Origin of the sequence: Pseudomonas sp. MRSN 12121, from assembly GCF_000931465.1 — a bacterium.
Taxonomy (GTDB): domain Bacteria; phylum Pseudomonadota; class Gammaproteobacteria; order Pseudomonadales; family Pseudomonadaceae; genus Aquipseudomonas.
The window spans coordinates 6,161,245-6,177,012 of sequence record NZ_CP010892.1 but is presented as its reverse complement, the minus strand read 5'-3'; the positions used below and the strand labels follow the sequence as shown (position 1 = coordinate 6,177,012).

Here is a 15,768-nt window from a genome sequence, read left to right as displayed (position 1 = left end):
CTTTATGGCTCGTACTACAGCAATCAACCGCTACCGTAACATCGGTATCTGTGCTCACGTTGACGCGGGCAAGACTACCACTACCGAGCGGATCCTGTTTTACACAGGTCTCAGCCACAAGATGGGTGAGGTGCATGACGGCGCTGCTACCACCGACTGGATGGTGCAGGAGCAGGAGCGTGGTATCACCATTACTTCCGCTGCTGTTACTACCTTCTGGAAAGGTTCGCGCGGTCAATACGATAACTATCGCGTAAACGTTATCGATACCCCGGGCCACGTGGACTTCACCATTGAGGTAGAGCGTTCGCTGCGCGTACTCGACGGTGCGGTCGTTGTGTTCTGCGGTACTTCCGGTGTTGAGCCTCAGTCCGAAACCGTATGGCGTCAGGCCAACAAGTACGGCGTTCCACGTGTTGTTTACGTGAACAAGATGGACCGTGCCGGTGCTAACTTCCTGCGTGTTGTTGGTCAGATCAAAAACCGTCTGGGCCACACTCCGGTTCCGGTTCAGCTGGCTATCGGCGCTGAAGATAACTTCGAAGGTCAGGTCGACCTGATCAAGATGAAGGCTATCTACTGGAACGATGACGACAAGGGTACTACCTATCGCGAGGAAGAAATTCCTGCCGATATGCTGGACCTGGCTAACGAGTGGCGCGCCAATATGATTGAGGCCGCTGCCGAAGCTACCGAAGAGCTGATGAACAAATACCTCGAAGAAGGTGAGCTGACTGTCGAAGAGATCAAGGCAGGCCTGCGTGCGCGCACTCTGGCCAGCGAGATCGTTCCGGCTGTCTGCGGTTCTTCCTTCAAGAACAAGGGTGTTCCTCTGGTTCTCGATGCCGTTATCGACTTCCTGCCTGCTCCTACCGAGATCCCGGCGATCAAGGGTATCCATCCGGATCTCATCGAGAAGCCGAAGGATGAGCTCGTAGAGGCGGATTACGACGAGCGTCACGCAGACGATGCTGAGCCGTTCTCGGCTCTGGCGTTCAAGATCGCCACCGACCCGTTCGTTGGTACTCTGACCTTCGTTCGCGTTTACTCGGGTTTCCTGACCTCCGGCGACTCCGTGATCAACTCGGTCAAGGGCAAGAAGGAGCGTGTGGGTCGTATGGTGCAAATGCACGCGAACCAGCGCGAAGAGATCAAGGAAGTGCGTGCAGGTGATATCGCTGCTCTGATCGGCATGAAGGACGTCACTACTGGTGACACCCTGTGCGATCTCGAGAAGCAGATCATCCTTGAGCGTATGGACTTCCCTGAGCCTGTAATTTCGGTAGCGGTAGAGCCGAAAACCAAGCAGGACCAGGAAAAGATGGGTATCGCACTGGGCAAGCTGGCTCAGGAAGACCCGTCGTTCCGCGTCAAGACCGACGAAGAGACTGGTCAAACCATCATCTCCGGTATGGGTGAGCTGCACCTGGACATCCTCGTTGACCGCATGAAGCGCGAGTTCAACGTCGAGGCCAACATCGGCAAGCCTCAGGTTTCGTACCGCGAGAAGATCAGCAAGAGCAACGTCGAGATCGAAGGCAAGTTCGTTCGCCAGTCCGGCGGTCGCGGCCAGTTCGGTCATTGCTGGATCCGTTTCTCGGAGCCGGACGTCGATGCGAACGGCAACATCACCGAAGGTCTGGTCTTCTCCAACGAAGTTGTTGGTGGTGTGATTCCTAAGGAATACATCCCGGCTATCCAGAAGGGTATCGAAGAGCAGATGAAGAACGGCGTTGTCGCCGGTTATCCGCTGATCGGCCTGAAGGCTACCGTGTTTGATGGTTCCTACCACGACGTCGACTCCAACGAGATGGCGTTCAAGGTGGCGGCCTCCATGGCGACCAAGCAGCTGGCCCAGAAGGGCGGCGGTGTTGTGCTTGAGCCGATCATGAAGGTTGAAGTAGTAACCCCAGAGGACTACATGGGTGACGTGATGGGTGACCTGAACCGTCGTCGTGGTCTGATCCAGGGTATGGATGACTCGGTGTCCGGCAAGGTTATCCGCGCCGAAGTGCCGCTGGGTGAGATGTTCGGTTATGCAACCGACGTTCGTTCCATGTCTCAGGGTCGCGCGAGCTACTCCATGGAATTCTCCAAATACGCCGAAGCTCCGTCGAACATCGTCGAAGCTCTCGTTAAAAAACAAGGCTGATTCAGTCTCCCCTTTAGGCTAGGAGTTAATTGTCGTGGCTAAAGAAAAATTTGAACGTAACAAACCGCACGTCAACGTTGGCACCATCGGTCACGTTGACCACGGTAAAACCACTCTGACCGCTGCTCTGACTCGCGTTTGCTCCGAGGTTTTCGGTTCCGCAGTTGTTGACTTCGACAAGATCGACAGCGCTCCGGAAGAGAAGGCTCGTGGTATCACCATCAACACTGCCCACGTAGAGTACGACTCGAACATTCGTCACTACGCGCACGTTGACTGCCCGGGTCACGCCGACTACGTCAAAAACATGATCACCGGTGCTGCCCAGATGGACGGCGCGATCCTGGTTTGCTCGGCTGCTGATGGTCCGATGCCGCAAACCCGTGAGCACATCCTGCTGTCCCGTCAGGTAGGCGTTCCGTACATCGTGGTTTTCCTGAACAAGGCTGACCTGGTAGACGACGCTGAGCTGCTGGAACTGGTCGAGATGGAAGTTCGTGACCTGCTGTCCACCTACGACTTCCCGGGCGATGACACTCCAATCATCATCGGTTCGGCTCGTATGGCGCTGGAAGGCAAAGACGACAACGAGATGGGCACCACTGCTGTTAAGAAGCTGGTGGAAACTCTGGATACCTACATCCCAGAGCCAGAGCGCGCTATCGACAAGCCGTTCCTGATGCCAATCGAAGACGTATTCTCGATCTCTGGTCGCGGTACTGTTGTGACTGGTCGTGTTGAGCGTGGCATCGTCCGTATCCAGGAAGAAGTTGAGATCGTCGGTCTGCGCGACACTCAGAAAACTACCTGCACCGGCGTTGAAATGTTCCGTAAGCTGCTCGACGAAGGTCGTGCTGGCGAGAACTGCGGCGTTCTGCTGCGCGGCACCAAGCGTGACGACGTTGAGCGTGGTCAGGTTCTGGTCAAGCCAGGTTCGGTTAAGCCGCACACCAAGTTCACCGCAGAAGTTTACGTTCTGAGCAAGGAAGAAGGCGGTCGTCACACTCCGTTCTTCAAAGGCTACCGTCCACAGTTCTACTTCCGTACTACTGACGTGACCGGTAACTGCGAGCTGCCAGAAGGCGTTGAAATGGTAATGCCAGGTGACAACATCCAGATGACTGTCACTCTGATCAAAACCATCGCGATGGAAGATGGTCTGCGTTTCGCTATCCGTGAAGGCGGTCGTACCGTCGGCGCTGGCGTCGTAGCCAAAGTCATCGAGTAATCGGCGACTCATGAAAAAGCCCCCGCTTGCGGGGGCTTTTTTATTGGGTTGACACTCTGTGGGGCCGTCTATAGAATTGCGCCTCCTTTTAACGGGCGTATTGCGCCCGGTGGGAATAGCAGCCTGGAGTCTGAAATCCAATGCAAAATCAGCAAATCCGTATCAGGTTGAAGGCTTTCGACCATCGCCTGATCGACCAATCCACCCAGGAAATCGTGGAAACCGCGAAACGTACTGGTGCTCAAGTGCGTGGTCCTATTCCACTGCCTACCCGTAAAGAGCGGTTCACCGTTCTGGTCTCCCCGCACGTCAACAAAGACGCGCGTGACCAGTACGAGATCCGTACTCATAAGCGCGTACTGGACATCGTCCAGCCAACGGATAAAACCGTTGATGCACTTATGAAGCTTGATCTTGCGGCAGGTGTGGAAGTGCAGATCAGCCTCGGCTAAGACTCGGTCTTAGTCGTGTAACGCTCTGAAATGGGCGGCCATAGCGGGTGAAAGCCCCGTACACTCATGAGGTTTACAACATGACTATTGGTGTAGTCGGTCGTAAATGCGGTATGACCCGTATTTTCACCGAAGAAGGTGTCTCCATTCCGGTCACGGTCATTGAGATCGAGCCGAATCGCGTCACCCAGTTCAAAACTGAAGAAACCGATGGCTATCGTGCAGTGCAAGTCACTGTAGGTGAGCGTCGTGCTTCGCGTGTGACTGCTGCTCAAGCAGGCCACTTCGCTAAAGCGAACGTTGCTGCCGGTCGTGGTGTTTGGGAATTCCGTCTTGAAGAAGGCGAATACCAAGCTGGCGATCTGATCAAAGCAGAAATCTTCGCAGCCGGCCAACTGGTAGATGTTACCGGTCAGTCGAAAGGTAAAGGCTTCGCCGGTACCATCAAGCGTTGGAATTTCCGCGGTCAAGATAACACCCACGGTAACTCCGTTTCCCACCGCGTCCCGGGCTCTATTGGCCAGTGCCAGACTCCTGGTCGTGTATTCAAGGGCAAGAAAATGTCCGGTCATATGGGCGCTGAGCGCGTGACCGTGCAGTCCCTGGAAGTAGTGCGCGTCGACGCTGAACGCAATCTGTTGTTGGTCAAGGGTGCTGTTCCTGGCGCTACTGGCGGCAACCTGGTTGTACGTCCGGCGGCCAAGGCTCGCGGTTAAGGGGAAGCTGACATGCAATTAAATGTAAATGACGCTCAAGCGATCGAAGTTTCCGAACTGACATTTGGCGGCGAATTCAACGAGACGCTGGTTCACCAAGCAGTCGTGGCCTACATGGCTGGCGGCCGTCAAGGTAGCAAGCAGCAAAAGACCCGTTCCGACGTTTCCGGTGGCGGCAAGCGCCCATGGCGTCAGAAAGGTACTGGCCGTGCTCGTGCCGGTACTATCCGTAGCCCAATCTGGCGTGGCGGCGGTACCACTTTTGCAGCTCGTCCTCAGGATCACTCGCAGAAGCTGAACAAGAAGATGTATCGCGCAGCACTGCGCTCCATCCTTGCTGAGCTGGTGCGTACTGATCGTCTGGTCGTGGTTCAGGATTTCGCTGTTGAAACTCCGAAAACCAAAGATCTGCTGGGCAAACTGAACAACATGAGTCTGACCGACGTTCTGATCGTGTCCGACGCTGTTGATCAGAACCTGTACCTGGCTGCTCGTAACCTGCCGCACGTTGATGTACGTGACGTTCAAGGTTCCGATCCAGTTAGTCTGATCGCATACGACAAAGTGTTGATCACTGTGTCGGCCGTGAAGAAATTCGAGGAGCTGCTGGGATGAACCAGGAACGCGTATTTAAAGTTCTGCTTGGCCCGCACGTTTCCGAGAAGGCTACGGTTCTGGCAGACAAGAAAGGCCAGTTCGTTTTCAAGGTTGCTACTGATGCAACCAAGCTGGAAATCAAGAAGGCCGTCGAAAGCCTGTTCAGCGTGAAAGTGGAACGCGTTACTACCCTGAACGTTCTGGGTAAGAGCAAGCGTACCGCTCGCGGTCTGGGCAAGCGTAATGACTGGAAGAAGGCAGTTATCTCCCTTCAGCCAGGCCAAGATCTCGATTTCAGCAGCAGTGCTGAGTAAGGAAGGGGTGCATCATGGCAATCGTTAAATGCAAACCGACTTCCCCTGGCCGCCGTTTTGTGGTCAAGGTGGTCAACCAGGAGCTGCATAAAGGCGCTCCTCACGCACCGCTGCTCGAGAAGAAATCGAAGTCTGGTGGTCGTAACAACAATGGCCGTATTACCACTCGTCACGTTGGTGGTGGTCATAAGCAGCACTACCGTCTGGTCGACTTCCGTCGCAACGACAAAGATGGCATCGCTGCCACTGTCGAGCGTATCGAATACGATCCAAACCGTACTGCTCACATCGCTTTGCTGCTGTACGCAGATGGCGAGCGTCGCTACATCATCGCCCCTAAAGGCGTGAGCGCTGGCGACCAGCTGATCGCAGGTGCCCTGGCACCGATCAAGCCGGGCAACGCTCTGCAACTGCGTAACATTCCAGTTGGTAGCACCGTACACGGCATCGAACTGAAGCCAGGTAAAGGCGCGCAAATCGCTCGTTCCGCTGGTGCTTCGGCTCAGCTGATCGCTCGTGAAGGTGTCTATGTGACCCTGCGTCTGCGTTCTGGTGAGATGCGTAAAGTCCTGGCTGAATGCCGTGCGACCCTGGGCGAAGTCTCGAACTCCGAGCACAGCCTGCGTTCGCTGGGTAAAGCTGGTGCCAAACGCTGGCGTGGCGTTCGCCCAACCGTTCGTGGTGTTGCCATGAACCCGGTTGACCACCCACATGGTGGTGGTGAAGGTCGTACCTCTGGTGGTCGTCATCCGGTATCGCCATGGGGCTTCCCGACTAAGGGCGCGAAGACTCGTGGTAATAAGCGTACCGACAAAATGATCGTCCGTCGTCGCAAGTAAATAGAGGGATACGACAGTGCCACGTTCTCTGAAAAAAGGTCCTTTTATTGATCTTCACCTACTGAAGAAGATCGAAGTGGCGGCGGAAAAGAACGATCGCAAACCAGTTAAGACCTGGTCGCGCCGTTCCATGATCCTGCCACAAATGGTCGGTCTGACCATTGCTGTGCATAACGGTCGTCAACATGTACCCGTTCTCGTGAACGAAGACATGGTCGGCCACAAACTGGGCGAGTTCGCCGGTACCCGTACATATCGCGGGCACGTGGCTGACAAGAAAGCCAAGCGTTAAGGGGTAAGGAACGATGGAAGTAGCCGCTAAGTTGTCGGGCGCTCGAATCTCCGCCCAGAAAGCCCGCTTGGTCGCCGACCAGATCCGCGGGAAGAAGGTGGGCGATGCGCTCAACCTGTTGGCTTTCAGCAGTAAGAAAGCCGCCGAGATCATGAAGAAAGTGCTGGAGTCGGCCGTAGCCAACGCCGAGCATAACGAAGGCGCAGACGTTGATGACCTGAAGGTCTCCACCGTTTTCGTCAACGAAGGGCGTTCGCTGAAGCGCATCATGCCACGTGCCAAAGGCCGTGCTGATCGCATCGTCAAGCGGTCTTGCCATATCACTGTCAAGGTTGCTGACAAGTAACGGAGTCGAAGAGATGGGTCAGAAAGTACATCCCATTGGCATTCGCCTGGGAATCGTCAAGGAGCACACCTCCGTCTGGTACGCAGACGGTCGGACTTATGCGGACTATTTGCTCGCAGATCTGAATGTGCGTGAGTACCTCCAAGACAAACTAAAAAGCGCGTCCGTAAGCCGTATCGATATTCATCGTCCGGCTCAAACTGCACGCATCACCATCCACACCGCTCGTCCCGGCATCGTGATCGGCAAGAAAGGTGAAGATGTTGAAAAACTGCGTCAGGACCTGACCAAGCAAATGGGTGTGCCTGTGCACATCAATATCGAAGAGATCCGCAAGCCGGAGCTCGACGGTATGCTGGTTGCCCAGAGCGTAGCTCAGCAGCTGGAGCGTCGTGTGATGTTCCGTCGCGCCATGAAGCGCGCCGTACAGAATGCCATGCGCATTGGTGCCAAGGGCATCAAAATCCAAGTGAGCGGTCGTCTCGGCGGTGCTGAAATCGCACGTACTGAATGGTATCGCGAAGGTCGTGTGCCACTGCACACCCTGCGTGCCGATATCGACTATGCCACCTACGAAGCTCACACCACCTACGGTGTGATCGGTGTGAAGGTTTGGATCTTCAAAGGCGAAGTAATTGGTGGTCGCCAAGAAGAGCTGAAGCCGCAAGCACCAGCGCCTCGTAAAAAAGCTGCTAAGTAAGGGGTACGCCAAATGTTGCAACCAAAGCGTACGAAGTTCCGCAAGCAAATGACCGGCCACAACCGTGGTCTGGCATTGCGCGGTAGCAAAGTCAGCTTCGGCGAGTTCGCGCTGAAGTCTGTTGCTCGTGGTCGTCTCACCGCTCGTCAGATCGAGTCAGCGCGTCGTGCTCTGACCCGTCACGTAAAACGTGGCGGCAAGATCTGGATCCGTGTATTCCCGGACAAGCCTATTTCCAAAAAACCACTCGAAGTTCGGATGGGTAAAGGTAAGGGTAACGTCGAATACTGGGTTGCCCAGATTCAGCCAGGCAAAGTCCTGTATGAAATCGAGGGTGTTTCTGAAGAGCTGGCGCGTGAGGCTTTCGCCCTGGCTGCTGCAAAGCTGCCGCTCGCCACCTCCTTTGTTAAGCGGACGGTGATGTGATGAAAGCGAATGAACTTCGTGAAAAATCCGCACAGCAGCTGAACGAGCAACTGCTCGGCCTGCTGCGCGACCAGTTCAATCTGCGCATGCAGAAAGCAACTGGCCAGTTGGGGCAGTCTCATCTGCTCTCGCAAGTTAAGCGTGACATCGCTCGCGTGAAGACTGTGCTCAACCAGCAGGCAGGTAAGTAATCATGGCTGAAGCCGAAAAAACTGTCCGTACGCTGACTGGCCGTGTTGTCAGCGACAAGATGGACAAGACCATCACCGTTCTGATCGAGCGTCGCGTTAAGCACCCTATCTACGGTAAATACGTTAAGCGTTCGACTAAGCTGCACGCGCACGACGAAACCAACCAGTGCCACATCGGCGACAAAGTCACTATTCGTGAAACTCGTCCGATGGCCAAGACCAAGTCTTGGGCCCTGGTTGATGTTCTCGAACGCGCTGTGGAAGTCTAAGGGCTAAGGGTCGGAGAAATTATATGATTCAGACTCAATCCATGCTCGATGTGGCCGATAACAGCGGCGCTCGCCGTGTTATGTGCATCAAGGTGCTGGGTGGCTCCCATCGTCGTTACGCTGGTATCGGTGACATCATCAAAGTTACCGTCAAGGAAGCAATTCCTCGCGGTAAGGTGAAGAAAGGCCAAGTGATGACTGCTGTCGTAGTCCGCACTCGCCACGGTGTCCGTCGCGCTGACGGCTCCATCATCCGCTTTGATGGCAACGCTGCTGTTCTGTTGAACAACAAGCAAGAGCCGATCGGCACCCGTATCTTTGGGCCAGTGACCCGTGAACTTCGTACTGAGAAGTTCATGAAGATCGTCTCGCTCGCCCCAGAAGTGCTGTAAGGAGATCCGACATGCAAAAGATTCGTCGTGACGACGAGATCATCGTGATCGCCGGCAAAGACAAGGGTAAGCGCGGTAAGGTGCTTAAGGTTCTCGCTGACAACCGTCTGGTTGTTGGTGGTCTGAACCTGGTTAAGCGTCATACCAAGCCTAACCCGATGTCGGGCGTACAGGGCGGTATCGTCGAGAAAGAAGCGCCACTGCACGCTTCCAACGTCGCCATTTTCAACGGCGAAACCAACAAGGCTGACCGCGTTGGTTTCAAAGTAGAAGACGGCAAAAAAATTCGTGTCTTCAAGTCGACCCAAAAAGCGGTTGATGCTTGAACACTGCTAGGTAGAAGACCATGGCACGACTACAAGAGATTTACCGGAAGGAAATCGCTCCGAAACTTAAGGACGAACTTAAGCTTTCGAACGTGATGGAAGTTCCGCGCGTTACCAAAATCACCCTGAACATGGGTCTGGGCGAAGCGATCGGCGACAAGAAAGTCATCGAGCACGCTGTTGCTGACCTGGAAAAGATCACCGGCCAGAAAGTCGTTGTGACCTACGCTCGCAAATCCATCGCAGGCTTCAAAGTCCGTGAAGGTTGGCCGATCGGTGTCAAAGTGACCCTGCGCCGTGAGCGTATGTACGAGTTCCTGGATCGTCTGCTGTCGATCTCCCTGCCTCGGGTTCGCGACTTCCGCGGCCTGAATGCCAAGTCCTTCGATGGTCGTGGCAACTACAGCATGGGCGTGAAAGAGCAGATCATCTTCCCGGAAATCGACTACGACAAGATCGATGCTCTCCGCGGTCTGGACATTACCCTGACCACCACTGCCAAGAACGATGACGAAGGCCGCGCTCTGCTGCGTGCTTTCAAATTCCCGTTCCGCAACTGATTGGAGTAGGAAAATGGCCAAGAAGAGCATGAAGAACCGTGAGCTGAAGCGTCAGCTCACCGTTGCCAAGTACGCCACCAAGCGTGCAGCGCTGAAAGCTATCATCGTTGATCTGAACGCAAGTCCAGAAGCACGTTGGGAAGCTACCGTAGCTCTGCAGAAGCAGCCTCGTGATGCAAGCGCCTCGCGCATGCGTAACCGCTGCCGCCTGACTGGTCGTCCGCACGGCGTTTACCGCAAGTTCGGCCTCGGCCGTAACAAGCTGCGTGAGGCTGCAATGCGTGGTGACGTACCAGGTCTGGTTAAAGCCAGCTGGTAATAGCTGTCAAAGTCGCGGTGTTCGGGATCTGCGGATCCTGACCACCGGTGGCCTTGAACATGAATCAAGCCCCTTTTGGGGCTTGATTCATTTCTGGGGTGTGTCTAGAATGACCGGCTCGCCTGAGCCCGTGTTTTTTGCCCGGGAATTCTCGGCGACAAGCTGTAGCCGCAAGGCTCATTTTTTTAGTATCAGGAGCGTCTAGCCCATGAGTATGCAGGACCCGTTAGCGGACATGCTAACTCGAATCCGTAATGCCCAGATGGCTGAAAAGTCCGTCGTAAGCATGCCGTCTTCCACGTTGAAGGTGGCTGTAGCAAAAGTCCTGAAGGACGAAGGTTACATCGCGGGTTATCAGATCAGCAGCGAAACCAAGCCACTGCTGTCCATCGAGCTGAAATACTTCGAGGGCCGTCCGGTCATCGAGGAAGTGAAGCGCGTTAGCCGTCCAGGCCTGCGTCAGTACAAGTCCGTTGATGATCTGCCAAAAGTTCGTGGCGGTCTCGGCGTGTCTATCGTCTCCACCAACAAGGGTGTGATGACTGATCGTGCTGCGCGCGCTGCCGGTGTCGGCGGCGAAGTTCTTTGCACTGTGTTCTAAGGGGGGATAAGCATGTCTCGCGTCGCTAAGAACCCCGTTAAGCTGCCAGCTGGTGTTGAAGTTAAATTCGCCGGCCAACAGCTTTCGGTGAAGGGTGCCAAGGGCACTCTCGAACTGAACGTACACTCGTCCGTTGAAATTGTTCAGGAAGCTGGTGAGCTGCGTTTTGCTGCTCGCAACGGCGACCAGCAAACTCGTGCAATGGCCGGTACCACTCGTGCGTTGGTAAACAACATGGTCCAGGGCGTAAGCCAAGGCTTCGAGCGCAAGCTCCAGCTGGTCGGTGTTGGTTACAAGGCACAAGCAAAAGGCACAGTGCTGAACCTGGCCCTCGGCTTCTCGCACCCAGTGGACTACGAGCTGCCAGCAGGCATCACCGCTGAGACCCCTAGCCAGACCGATATCCTGATCAAGGGCATCGACAAGCAGCTGGTAGGTCAAGTGGCCGCTGAGATCCGCGACTTCCGTCCACCAGAGCCTTACAAAGGTAAGGGTGTGCGCTACGCGGACGAAGTCGTCCGTCGTAAAGAAGCCAAGAAGAAGTAGGGCATAGCAAATGACCGACAAAAAAGTTACTCGACTGCGTCGCGCTCGCAAAGCACGCCTGAAAATGCACGAACTCGAAGTCGTGCGTCTCTGCGTGTTCCGCTCTTCGCAGCACATCTACGCCCAGGTCATTTCGGCCGACGGCAACAAAGTCCTGGCAAGCGCCTCGACTTTGGATAAAGAACTGCGTGATGGCGCCACTGGCAACATCGACGCGGCCACTAAGGTTGGCCAGCTGGTCGCTACGCGTGCAAAAGCCGCTGGCGTCTCGCAGGTGGCTTTCGACCGCTCTGGCTTCAAGTACCACGGCCGCGTTAAAGCGCTGGCTGATGCTGCTCGTGAAGCTGGGCTGGAGTTCTAAGTTATGTCAAATAACGACCAAAAGCGCGACGAAGGCTACATCGAGAAGCTGGTTCAAGTTAACCGCGTAGCCAAAACCGTAAAAGGCGGCCGTATCTTCACTTTCACCGCGTTGACCGTGGTAGGTGATGGCAAGGGTCGCGTTGGCTTCGGCCGTGGCAAGTCGCGTGAAGTGCCTGCTGCGATCCAGAAGGCAATGGAAGCTGCTCGCCGCAACATGATCCAGGTTGATCTGAACGGCACCACTCTGCAGTACGCAACGAAGTCCGCCCATGGCGCTTCGAAGGTGTACATGCAGCCTGCTTCTGAAGGTACCGGTATCATCGCCGGCGGCGCTATGCGTGCTGTCCTCGAGGTAGCTGGTGTTCAGAACGTTCTGGCCAAGTGCTACGGCTCGACTAACCCAGTAAACGTGGTTCACGCCACTTTCAAGGGTTTGAAAGCAATGCAGTCCCCTGAATCCATTGCCGCCAAGCGTGGCAAAAGCGTCCAGGAGATCATCTGATCATGGCTACCGTTAAAGTAACGCTGATCAAGAGCGTGAGCGGCCGTATCCCTAGCCACAAACTGTGCGTTAAGGGTCTGGGTCTGCGTCGCATCGGTCATACTGTAGAAGTCCAGGATACTCCCGAGAATCGCGGGATGATCAACAAGGCTTACTACATGCTGCGTGTCGAGGGTTAATCGATGAAACTCAATGATCTGAGTCCAGCGCCGGGTTCCCGTCGCGAAAAGCATCGTCCGGGCCGTGGTATCGGTAGTGGTTTGGGCAAGACCGGTGGCCGTGGTCACAAAGGTCAGACCTCTCGCTCCGGTGGCACCATCGCTCCTGGCTTTGAAGGCGGTCAACAGCCGCTGCATCGTCGCCTGCCGAAGTTCGGTTTCGTATCCCTGAAAGCCATGGATCGCGCAGAAGTGCGTCTGTCCGAGCTGGCTAAAGTGGAAGGCGACATCGTTACCGTGCAGTCCCTGAAAGATGCCAACGTGATTAACCAGAACGTTCAGCGTGTGAAAATCATGCTGTCCGGCGAAGTTACTCGCGCTGTGACCATCAAGGGTATCGCAGCCACCAAAGGTGCGCGTGCGGCTATCGAAGCAGCTGGCGGCAAGTTCGAGGAATAAATGGCTAAGCAAGGTGCTCTCTCTGCGCTCGGCAAAGGCGGTATGTCTGAACTTTGGGCTCGTCTGCGTTTTCTGTTCCTGGCGATCATCGTCTACCGAATAGGCGCACACATCCCGGTTCCAGGTATCAACCCTGACCGACTCGCAGACCTGTTTCGACAGAATGAGGGGACCATTCTTAGCTTGTTCAACATGTTTTCCGGCGGCGCGCTGGAGCGGATGAGCATCTTTGCACTGGGGATCATGCCGTACATCTCGGCATCGATCATCATGCAGCTGATGACTGCCGTCAGCCCGCAGCTGGAGCAGTTGAAGAAGGAAGGTGAAGCTGGCCGTCGCAAGATCAGCCAGTACACCCGCTACGGCACTGTCGTCCTAGCTCTTGTTCAGGCCATCGGCATGTCCGTTGGTCTGGCGGGGCAGGGCGTTGCGTTCACTGGTGACTTTGGCTTCCATTTCGTTGCGGTATCCACTTTTGTGGCTGGCGCGATGTTCATGATGTGGCTGGGTGAGCAGATCACTGAGCGTGGTGTTGGCAACGGTATCTCGATGTTGATTTTCGCAGGTATCGTCGCCGGTCTTCCGAGAGCGATCGGGCAGTCTTTCGAGTCTGCGCGTCAGGGTGATATCAACATTTTTGCCCTGGTTGCCATCGGTTTGCTGGCAGTAGCGATTATCGGTTTTGTGGTGTTCATCGAGCGTGGTCAGCGTCGTATTGCTGTTCACTACGCCAAGCGTCAGCAGGGCCGCAAGGTGTTTGCTGCGCAGACTAGCCACTTGCCGCTGAAAGTGAATATGGCCGGTGTTATTCCTGCCATTTTTGCGAGCAGCATTTTGCTGTTCCCGGCTTCGTTGGGTGCCTGGTTTGGCCAGTCTGAAGGTATGGGCTGGTTGCAGGACATCTCGCAGTCGATCGCTCCTGGTCAGCCGTTGAATATTCTGCTGTTTAGTGCAGGGATTATTTTCTTCTGCTTCTTCTATACGGCGTTGATGTTCAATCCGAAAGACGTAGCGGAAAACCTGAAGAAGTCCGGTGCCTTTATTCCGGGTATCCGTCCGGGCGAGCAGTCTGCGCGCTACATTGATGGCGTTCTGACCCGCTTGACCATGTTCGGTGCTCTATATATGACGGCCGTGTGCCTGTTGCCCCAGTTCCTGGTGGTTGCAGCAAACGTTCCGTTCTACCTTGGCGGGACCTCGTTGCTGATCGTGGTCGTGGTTGTTATGGACTTTATGTCGCAAGTACAATCGCACCTCGTTTCGCACCAGTACGAATCCCTGATGAAGAAAGCCAACCTGAAAGGTTACGGCAGCGGCATGCTGCGCTGACCTATAAGGTTCGAGGAGTTGGTGATGAAAGTTCGTGCATCGGTGAAAAAGCTGTGCCGTAACTGCAAGATTATTCGCCGCGAAGGTGTTGTTCGAGTAATTTGCAGCGCGGAACCGCGTCACAAACAGCGCCAAGGCTGAGTGTGATTGTGCTTCAAGCCCGGTAGCTAGTGCGCTGCCGGGTTGATTATTTGTTATTACAGCGATATTATCTCGCGCCCTATTTCTTGGCTTCCGGGGCGTAGGTAGCTGTCAATTGGAGTCCCACTGAATGGCCCGTATTGCAGGCGTTAACATTCCAGATAACAAGCATACTGTTATCTCGCTGACCTACATCTATGGTGTTGGTCGCACTACTGCACAGAAAATCTGTGCGGTGACTGGGGTCAACCCAGCCGCAAAGATCAAGGATCTGAGCGACGAGCAAATTGAACAGCTGCGTGGCGAAGTGGCGAAGTTCACCACTGAAGGTGATCTGCGTCGCGAAATCAACATGAAAATCAAACGCTTGATGGATCTGGGCTGCTACCGCGGTCTGCGCCATCGTCGTGGTCTGCCAGTACGCGGTCAGCGTACCAAGACCAACGCGCGTACTCGCAAAGGTCCGCGTAAGCCGATCCGCAAGTAATCGCACCAGCGAATCGACAGGAATTTAGTCATGGCAAAACCTGCTGCTCGTCCTCGTAAAAAGATTAAAAAGACAGTGGTTGATGGCATCGCCCACATCCACGCGTCTTTCAACAACACCATCGTGACCATCACCGACCGTCAAGGTAACGCTCTGTCTTGGGCTACCTCCGGTGGTTCGGGTTTCCGCGGTTCCCGCAAGTCCACCCCGTTCGCTGCTCAAGTAGCTGCTGAGCGTGCTGGTCAAGCTGCGCTGGAATATGGCCTGAAGAACCTCGACGTCAACGTCAAGGGCCCAGGTCCAGGTCGTGAATCCGCAGTCCGCGCTTTGAACGGCTGTGGCTACAAGATCGCCAGCATCACCGACGTGACGCCAATCCCGCACAACGGGTGCCGTCCGCCGAAGAAGCGCCGCGTGTAATCCAGGAGATTGTAAAGAATGGCTCGTTACATTGGTCCAAAATGCAAACTGGCTCGTCGCGAAGGCACCGATCTCTTCCTGAAGAGCGGCGTGCGCGCTATCGAATCCAAGTGCAACATCGAAGCAGCACCTGGTATCCACGGCCAGCGCCGCGGTCGCCAGTCCGACTACGGCACCCAACTGCGTGAAAAGCAGAAGGTCCGTCGTATCTACGGCGTTCTCGAGCGTCAATTCAGCGGCTACTACAAAGAAGCTGCTGGCAAGAAAGGCGCAACCGGTGAGAACCTGCTGCAGCTGCTCGAATGCCGTCTGGACAACGTTGTATACCGTATGGGCTTCGGTTCGACTCGTGCCGAATCCCGTCAGCTGGTATCGCACAAGTCGATCAGCGTAAACGGTCAGACCGTTAACGTACCGTCCTACCAGGTTCGTGCTGGTGACGTGGTCGCTGTTCGCGAGAAAGCAAAAAACCAACTTCGCATTGTCCAAGCTCTCGATCTGTGTGCCCAACGTGGCCGCGTAGAATGGGTAGAAGTAGACACTGAGAAGAAGTCGGGCGTTTTCAAGAACGTTCCAGCTCGCAGTGATCTGTCCGCCGACATCAACGAAAGCCTGATTGTCGAGCTCTACTCCAAGTAAGGGC

General features: G+C 55.2%; 28 protein-coding genes. All 28 read left to right on the top strand.

Features of this window, described 5'->3' with window-relative positions; genetic code table 11:
* The first annotated feature begins 4 nt into the window (after window positions 1-4).
* The 28 genes from fusA (at window position 5) to rpsD (ending at window position 15,764) form a co-directional block, all read left to right on the top strand.
* Window positions 5-2,152 (top strand): elongation factor G, encoded by a 2,148-nt coding sequence (gene fusA / locus TO66_RS28170; protein WP_044465332.1) that lies wholly within the window; start codon window positions 5-7, stop codon window positions 2,150-2,152.
* Between the two features lie 34 nt (window positions 2,153-2,186).
* Window positions 2,187-3,380, top strand: coding sequence for an elongation factor Tu (gene tuf / locus TO66_RS28165; RefSeq protein WP_044465331.1), 1,194 nt, complete (start codon window positions 2,187-2,189; stop codon window positions 3,378-3,380).
* A gap of 140 nt (window positions 3,381-3,520) precedes the next feature.
* Window positions 3,521-3,832, top strand: coding sequence for a 30S ribosomal protein S10 (gene rpsJ, locus TO66_RS28160; RefSeq protein ID WP_003186070.1), 312 nt, complete (start codon window positions 3,521-3,523; stop codon window positions 3,830-3,832).
* 80 nt (window positions 3,833-3,912) lie between these two features.
* The gene (rplC, locus tag TO66_RS28155; RefSeq protein ID WP_044465330.1) at window positions 3,913-4,548 is read left to right on the top strand and encodes a 50S ribosomal protein L3; all 636 of its coding nucleotides are present in this window, start codon (window positions 3,913-3,915) and stop codon (window positions 4,546-4,548) included.
* Between the two features lie 12 nt (window positions 4,549-4,560).
* The gene (gene rplD / locus TO66_RS32990) at window positions 4,561-5,163 is read left to right on the top strand and encodes a 50S ribosomal protein L4 (protein WP_080925911.1); all 603 of its coding nucleotides are present in this window, start codon (window positions 4,561-4,563) and stop codon (window positions 5,161-5,163) included.
* The gene (gene rplW, locus TO66_RS32985) at window positions 5,160-5,459 is read left to right on the top strand and encodes a 50S ribosomal protein L23 (RefSeq protein ID WP_002555488.1); all 300 of its coding nucleotides are present in this window, start codon (window positions 5,160-5,162) and stop codon (window positions 5,457-5,459) included. The genes rplD and rplW overlap by 4 nt, the downstream gene beginning before the upstream one ends.
* Before the next feature lie 14 nt (window positions 5,460-5,473).
* Window positions 5,474-6,298, top strand: a complete 825-nt coding sequence (gene rplB / locus TO66_RS32980; protein ID WP_007924198.1) for a 50S ribosomal protein L2 — start codon at window positions 5,474-5,476, stop codon at window positions 6,296-6,298.
* 16 nt (window positions 6,299-6,314) lie between these two features.
* The gene (rpsS, locus tag TO66_RS28135) at window positions 6,315-6,590 is read left to right on the top strand and encodes a 30S ribosomal protein S19 (protein ID WP_002555486.1); all 276 of its coding nucleotides are present in this window, start codon (window positions 6,315-6,317) and stop codon (window positions 6,588-6,590) included.
* Window positions 6,591-6,603: 13 nt separating this feature from the next.
* Window positions 6,604-6,936 carry a 50S ribosomal protein L22 gene (rplV, locus tag TO66_RS28130; protein ID WP_003304070.1) on the top strand — a complete coding sequence of 111 codons (333 nt, stop codon included), beginning with the start codon at window positions 6,604-6,606 and terminating at the stop codon, window positions 6,934-6,936.
* Window positions 6,937-6,949: 13 nt separating this feature from the next.
* Window positions 6,950-7,636 (top strand): 30S ribosomal protein S3, encoded by a 687-nt coding sequence (gene rpsC, locus TO66_RS28125; protein WP_007924192.1) that lies wholly within the window; start codon window positions 6,950-6,952, stop codon window positions 7,634-7,636.
* Window positions 7,637-7,648: 12 nt separating this feature from the next.
* Window positions 7,649-8,062 (top strand): 50S ribosomal protein L16, encoded by a 414-nt coding sequence (gene rplP / locus TO66_RS28120; protein ID WP_003228729.1) that lies wholly within the window; start codon window positions 7,649-7,651, stop codon window positions 8,060-8,062.
* Window positions 8,062-8,253: a 50S ribosomal protein L29 gene (gene rpmC, locus TO66_RS28115; RefSeq protein WP_002555481.1), complete on the top strand. Its 192-nt coding sequence runs from the start codon at window positions 8,062-8,064 to the stop codon at window positions 8,251-8,253. The genes rplP and rpmC overlap by 1 nt, the downstream gene beginning before the upstream one ends.
* A gap of 2 nt (window positions 8,254-8,255) precedes the next feature.
* The gene (gene rpsQ, locus TO66_RS28110; protein WP_003194644.1) at window positions 8,256-8,522 is read left to right on the top strand and encodes a 30S ribosomal protein S17; all 267 of its coding nucleotides are present in this window, start codon (window positions 8,256-8,258) and stop codon (window positions 8,520-8,522) included.
* A 23-nt stretch (window positions 8,523-8,545) separates the two neighbouring features.
* Window positions 8,546-8,914: a 50S ribosomal protein L14 gene (gene rplN / locus TO66_RS28105; protein ID WP_002555479.1), complete on the top strand. Its 369-nt coding sequence runs from the start codon at window positions 8,546-8,548 to the stop codon at window positions 8,912-8,914.
* Between the two features lie 11 nt (window positions 8,915-8,925).
* Window positions 8,926-9,240, top strand: coding sequence for a 50S ribosomal protein L24 (gene rplX / locus TO66_RS28100; protein WP_003186046.1), 315 nt, complete (start codon window positions 8,926-8,928; stop codon window positions 9,238-9,240).
* A gap of 20 nt (window positions 9,241-9,260) precedes the next feature.
* Window positions 9,261-9,800, top strand: a complete 540-nt coding sequence (gene rplE / locus TO66_RS28095) for a 50S ribosomal protein L5 (RefSeq protein WP_007924186.1) — start codon at window positions 9,261-9,263, stop codon at window positions 9,798-9,800.
* A gap of 13 nt (window positions 9,801-9,813) precedes the next feature.
* Window positions 9,814-10,119, top strand: coding sequence for a 30S ribosomal protein S14 (gene rpsN, locus TO66_RS28090; RefSeq protein WP_003228726.1), 306 nt, complete (start codon window positions 9,814-9,816; stop codon window positions 10,117-10,119).
* A gap of 208 nt (window positions 10,120-10,327) precedes the next feature.
* Entirely contained in the window at window positions 10,328-10,720 is a 393-nt protein-coding gene (gene rpsH, locus TO66_RS28085; RefSeq protein ID WP_008065722.1) for a 30S ribosomal protein S8, read from the top strand.
* 12 nt (window positions 10,721-10,732) lie between these two features.
* The gene (rplF, locus tag TO66_RS28080) at window positions 10,733-11,266 is read left to right on the top strand and encodes a 50S ribosomal protein L6 (RefSeq protein ID WP_044465327.1); all 534 of its coding nucleotides are present in this window, start codon (window positions 10,733-10,735) and stop codon (window positions 11,264-11,266) included.
* Between the two features lie 10 nt (window positions 11,267-11,276).
* Window positions 11,277-11,627 (top strand): 50S ribosomal protein L18, encoded by a 351-nt coding sequence (rplR, locus tag TO66_RS28075; protein WP_003186037.1) that lies wholly within the window; start codon window positions 11,277-11,279, stop codon window positions 11,625-11,627.
* A 3-nt stretch (window positions 11,628-11,630) separates the two neighbouring features.
* On the top strand, window positions 11,631-12,131 hold the full coding sequence (gene rpsE / locus TO66_RS28070) for a 30S ribosomal protein S5 (RefSeq protein ID WP_044465326.1): 501 nt from the start codon (window positions 11,631-11,633) through the stop codon (window positions 12,129-12,131).
* Between the two features lie 2 nt (window positions 12,132-12,133).
* Window positions 12,134-12,310: a 50S ribosomal protein L30 gene (rpmD, locus tag TO66_RS28065; protein ID WP_044465325.1), complete on the top strand. Its 177-nt coding sequence runs from the start codon at window positions 12,134-12,136 to the stop codon at window positions 12,308-12,310.
* A gap of 3 nt (window positions 12,311-12,313) precedes the next feature.
* A complete protein-coding gene (rplO, locus tag TO66_RS28060; RefSeq protein ID WP_007924183.1) occupies window positions 12,314-12,748 on the top strand; it encodes a 50S ribosomal protein L15 in 435 nt (144 codons plus the stop codon).
* Entirely contained in the window at window positions 12,749-14,077 is a 1,329-nt protein-coding gene (gene secY / locus TO66_RS28055; protein WP_007924182.1) for a preprotein translocase subunit SecY, read from the top strand.
* A 24-nt stretch (window positions 14,078-14,101) separates the two neighbouring features.
* The gene (gene rpmJ / locus TO66_RS33520) at window positions 14,102-14,218 is read left to right on the top strand and encodes a 50S ribosomal protein L36 (RefSeq protein WP_002555468.1); all 117 of its coding nucleotides are present in this window, start codon (window positions 14,102-14,104) and stop codon (window positions 14,216-14,218) included.
* Window positions 14,219-14,348: 130 nt separating this feature from the next.
* The gene (gene rpsM, locus TO66_RS28050) at window positions 14,349-14,705 is read left to right on the top strand and encodes a 30S ribosomal protein S13 (protein ID WP_003186020.1); all 357 of its coding nucleotides are present in this window, start codon (window positions 14,349-14,351) and stop codon (window positions 14,703-14,705) included.
* A gap of 30 nt (window positions 14,706-14,735) precedes the next feature.
* A complete protein-coding gene (gene rpsK / locus TO66_RS28045; protein WP_007924177.1) occupies window positions 14,736-15,125 on the top strand; it encodes a 30S ribosomal protein S11 in 390 nt (129 codons plus the stop codon).
* Between the two features lie 18 nt (window positions 15,126-15,143).
* Window positions 15,144-15,764, top strand: a complete 621-nt coding sequence (rpsD, locus tag TO66_RS28040) for a 30S ribosomal protein S4 (RefSeq protein ID WP_003176404.1) — start codon at window positions 15,144-15,146, stop codon at window positions 15,762-15,764.
* Window positions 15,765-15,768: the final 4 nt, after the last annotated feature.

Bases quoted from the DNA above. Each gene is read 5' to 3' on its own strand.
- fusA (WP_044465332.1), top strand. From the start codon at position 5: ATGGCTCGTACTACAGCAATCAACCGCTACCGTAACATCGGTATCTGT.
- rpsJ (WP_003186070.1), top strand. From the start codon at position 3,521: ATGCAAAATCAGCAAATCCGTATCAGGTTGAAGGCTTTCGACCATCGC.
- rplC (WP_044465330.1), top strand. From the start codon at position 3,913: ATGACTATTGGTGTAGTCGGTCGTAAATGCGGTATGACCCGTATTTTC.
- rplD (WP_080925911.1), top strand. From the start codon at position 4,561: ATGCAATTAAATGTAAATGACGCTCAAGCGATCGAAGTTTCCGAACTG.
- rplW (WP_002555488.1), top strand. From the start codon at position 5,160: ATGAACCAGGAACGCGTATTTAAAGTTCTGCTTGGCCCGCACGTTTCC.
- rplB (WP_007924198.1), top strand. From the start codon at position 5,474: ATGGCAATCGTTAAATGCAAACCGACTTCCCCTGGCCGCCGTTTTGTG.
- rplV (WP_003304070.1), top strand. From the start codon at position 6,604: ATGGAAGTAGCCGCTAAGTTGTCGGGCGCTCGAATCTCCGCCCAGAAA.
- rpsC (WP_007924192.1), top strand. From the start codon at position 6,950: ATGGGTCAGAAAGTACATCCCATTGGCATTCGCCTGGGAATCGTCAAG.
- rplP (WP_003228729.1), top strand. From the start codon at position 7,649: ATGTTGCAACCAAAGCGTACGAAGTTCCGCAAGCAAATGACCGGCCAC.
- rpmC (WP_002555481.1), top strand. From the start codon at position 8,062: ATGAAAGCGAATGAACTTCGTGAAAAATCCGCACAGCAGCTGAACGAG.
- rpsQ (WP_003194644.1), top strand. From the start codon at position 8,256: ATGGCTGAAGCCGAAAAAACTGTCCGTACGCTGACTGGCCGTGTTGTC.
- rplN (WP_002555479.1), top strand. From the start codon at position 8,546: ATGATTCAGACTCAATCCATGCTCGATGTGGCCGATAACAGCGGCGCT.
- rplX (WP_003186046.1), top strand. From the start codon at position 8,926: ATGCAAAAGATTCGTCGTGACGACGAGATCATCGTGATCGCCGGCAAA.
- rplE (WP_007924186.1), top strand. From the start codon at position 9,261: ATGGCACGACTACAAGAGATTTACCGGAAGGAAATCGCTCCGAAACTT.
- rpsN (WP_003228726.1), top strand. From the start codon at position 9,814: ATGGCCAAGAAGAGCATGAAGAACCGTGAGCTGAAGCGTCAGCTCACC.
- rpsH (WP_008065722.1), top strand. From the start codon at position 10,328: ATGAGTATGCAGGACCCGTTAGCGGACATGCTAACTCGAATCCGTAAT.
- rplF (WP_044465327.1), top strand. From the start codon at position 10,733: ATGTCTCGCGTCGCTAAGAACCCCGTTAAGCTGCCAGCTGGTGTTGAA.
- rplR (WP_003186037.1), top strand. From the start codon at position 11,277: ATGACCGACAAAAAAGTTACTCGACTGCGTCGCGCTCGCAAAGCACGC.
- rpsE (WP_044465326.1), top strand. From the start codon at position 11,631: ATGTCAAATAACGACCAAAAGCGCGACGAAGGCTACATCGAGAAGCTG.
- rpmD (WP_044465325.1), top strand. From the start codon at position 12,134: ATGGCTACCGTTAAAGTAACGCTGATCAAGAGCGTGAGCGGCCGTATC.
- rplO (WP_007924183.1), top strand. From the start codon at position 12,314: ATGAAACTCAATGATCTGAGTCCAGCGCCGGGTTCCCGTCGCGAAAAG.
- secY (WP_007924182.1), top strand. From the start codon at position 12,749: ATGGCTAAGCAAGGTGCTCTCTCTGCGCTCGGCAAAGGCGGTATGTCT.
- rpmJ (WP_002555468.1), top strand. From the start codon at position 14,102: ATGAAAGTTCGTGCATCGGTGAAAAAGCTGTGCCGTAACTGCAAGATT.
- rpsM (WP_003186020.1), top strand. From the start codon at position 14,349: ATGGCCCGTATTGCAGGCGTTAACATTCCAGATAACAAGCATACTGTT.
- rpsK (WP_007924177.1), top strand. From the start codon at position 14,736: ATGGCAAAACCTGCTGCTCGTCCTCGTAAAAAGATTAAAAAGACAGTG.
- rpsD (WP_003176404.1), top strand. From the start codon at position 15,144: ATGGCTCGTTACATTGGTCCAAAATGCAAACTGGCTCGTCGCGAAGGC.